At 34.0% G+C, this 2,820-nt stretch carries 2 protein-coding genes; both read right to left on the bottom strand.

Annotated elements, in window-relative coordinates; all coding sequences use genetic code 11:
* Nucleotides 1-136 precede the first annotated feature (136 nt).
* Nucleotides 137-781 carry a hypothetical protein gene (locus tag AC3DU7_RS30305; protein WP_488042948.1) on the bottom strand — a complete coding sequence of 215 codons (645 nt, stop codon included), beginning with the start codon at nucleotides 779-781 and terminating at the stop codon, nucleotides 137-139.
* A gap of 548 nt (nucleotides 782-1,329) precedes the next feature.
* Complete coding sequence (gene rlmD, locus AC3DU7_RS30300) at nucleotides 1,330-2,811, bottom strand: 23S rRNA (uracil(1939)-C(5))-methyltransferase RlmD (RefSeq protein ID WP_488042947.1); 1,482 nt, start codon at nucleotides 2,809-2,811, stop codon at nucleotides 1,330-1,332.
* Between the last annotated feature and the right edge of the window lie 9 nt (nucleotides 2,812-2,820).

Raw genomic sequence — 2,820 nt, 5'->3', positions numbered from 1 at the left:
TACTCCCTAAAGTCCTAAAATTTTGTACCTCATCAACTCCAAAACTGCTGTAAATTTTCCAGTGTGGGTATCTTGCCCGCTATGAATATAGCTTATACCAATTCACTATCTTACTTTTGACTTTTAACTTCTAGCTTCACTTTCCTACTGCCCATTGTTGAGGTAAATTTTGCTCTGGAAATACTAATCTTGCTTGTAAATAGTATTCCAAAGATTTAATTAGATTATGGGTATAATTTCCATAACAGCGAGTTTGATAAATTATAGCTAGATTATTATTAACCATTGCCCATTCATAGGGAAAATCATTAAAATTAAATACTTCCAAAGCTAACTCGCAGCAAGCTAAAGCAATTTCTAAATTAACATCAGAATCTCCATCTGGTAGTGCCCAAATAATCCTACCAAAGTTTACTAATGCACTAGCAATAGTAGTTGCCCTATTTTGACAAATGTGAGGAAAAACTTGCTTTGCCCACTTGCGTAAAACGTATATTAAATGAGGTTCTAATAAATCAAGATTTTCTACAATTAGAGGGTAAATTTTTTGAGGATCTCCTTCACTTTCCCAAGTTACTTGCAATGCTTCTAGTAAAAATGGCAAAGTTTCATTAATAGGGATATTAAAATCAGGAGTGATAAGTTTAGCTTCTAACCAAGCAGCAAAATTCTGAGAATATGGCAGATTTTCATCTAGAACTATATATATAGGAAAATATGATTGCATAAATTTATATTTACTTAATTTTGCTTCTATTGGCTGTGGTTGAAAGTAGATCATTTTTAATGTTTTTGTGCCTCTATTACAAGCCTAATTACATTCTATTTTCCCATTATCAAGAGCAGCTTTCCGGATCATATTCAATTATTTTTATAGATTTACTAGAACTTAAATGAATAATCTAGGGTAGTTAATTACTTTTATATAGTTTAGTTGAGATTATTATAGTTATGTTGTGTAATTAAGATTGCAAATCAGGTTTTAATTATTAAAGTTGATAAAGACTATCTCAGTTTTATAAAAAATTCTACTTTAGTATGTTACAAATTAACGTGTGGAATGTGGGATTTAATATCATGTCCGGATAAGAGCATGATGAGAAAACTTTTTCCTCTTTTTCCCTCCTGAGTTTATTTATAACTATTAGACATCTCCAGAAAAGAGGGAACAGGGAACAGGGAACAGGGAACAGGGAACATATAAGAATAATTGATAATTTCTGGATAAGAATTGATTTTATTTTTAATTTTTGGAGATGTCTATTAAACCGGACATGATATTAAGATATAAAATCAATAATTTCATCTCCCTACTTCCTATTTTCTAACTTATGAAGAAGTCTTTACTAAAAATGCAGCACATTCGACATGAGCAGTTTGAGGAAAAAAGTCCGCAGGTTTTACTTTTATTAACTCATACTTACCTGTCGAACACAGAAATTTCAAATCGCGAGCCAAAGTAGCAGGCTTACAACTAATATAAACTATACGCTCAGGTAGAATTTGTAAAAGAGTTTCTAACACAGAGCGATCGCAACCTTTTCTTGGCGGATCTAACAAAACCACATCTGGCTTTACTTGCAACTGAGGTAGTAAATCTTCGACTTTTCCTACATAAAAAATGACATTTGTCAAGTAATTAGCTTCAGCATTCAACTGAGCCTGTTTTATGGCCATAGGTTGAACTTCTATACCAATGACAGGACCCTTTCTAGCCCCCTTTAACAACTCCTCACCCGCTATTTCCATAGAATCGCGATCGGGAACGCCCATCTGCTGTAAATGTTTGGCTAGAGGTAAAGTAAAAGTACCAATTCCACAGTAAGCATCGACAATAATCTCCGATCCACTCAAACCCAATTCTTGAATTACTAACTCTATTAATTTTTCCGCAGTCTTTGTATTTACCTGGAAAAAAGTATCGGGGGTCAATTGAAATTTTAAACCATTAAACTCTTCGTACAGATACAACCGACCAGCAACACAAAAAGTTTGTTGACCAAAAATAGTATTTGTTGCCTTAGAATTGTAGTTTACACAAACACCTACTAATCGAGAATAATCTTTTAACCATTTTTGTGCTTGAACTTCAATACCTGGTAATAATTCTTTTATTTTTTCCTCCTCTCCATTCACAACCAAAGTCAATAATATTTCTCCTGTGTTGTTACCTATCCTCAAAGATAAATGGCGTACAATACCTGTATGTTTCTGTTCGTCATATATTTTCCAGCCTTGCCTAGTAATGTCCTGTTTTACTTCTTTTAGTAAAGGGTTTAAACGTTGGTCTTGGATAGGACATTGATTTAGATTAATTACTTTGTGACTACCTTTTTGATAATAGCCAGCTTTAACTTGACCTGTAGTGGAAATACTTAGAGGATATGTAGCTTTGTTGCGATATCCAAAAGCTGCTGGAGATGCTAGAGTTGTATCTACTGCTGATAATGTTAGCCCTCCTATTCTCTTTAAAGCTTGAATAACTTGATTTTGTTTTGCTTGGAGCTGATATTCATAACTAATATGCTGCCATTGACAACCACCACATTTGTCTGCAACTATACAATAGGGTTTTATGCGATATTTAGACGCTTCTAGGAGTTGGTGTAATTTCCCATAAACATATTTTGGTTTGACCACTGTTAGACGGGCAAGCAGGCGATCGCCCGGAACTGTATCAGGCACAAATATGACTTTTTGACCATAACGACCTACTCCATCACCGCTATCTGTTAAATCTGTGATGGTTATTTCCACAATTTGACCTTGTTGACAAGGTAGTGTAGCTAGGTTTTGATTATTGATATTCACTCATTACCT

Source organism: Okeania sp., from assembly GCF_983059655.1.
This window is presented reverse-complemented; position numbering and strand designations above follow the sequence as displayed.

Bases quoted from the DNA above. Each gene is read 5' to 3' on its own strand.
- AC3DU7_RS30305 (WP_488042948.1), bottom strand. From the start codon at position 781: ATGATCTACTTTCAACCACAGCCAATAGAAGCAAAATTAAGTAAATAT.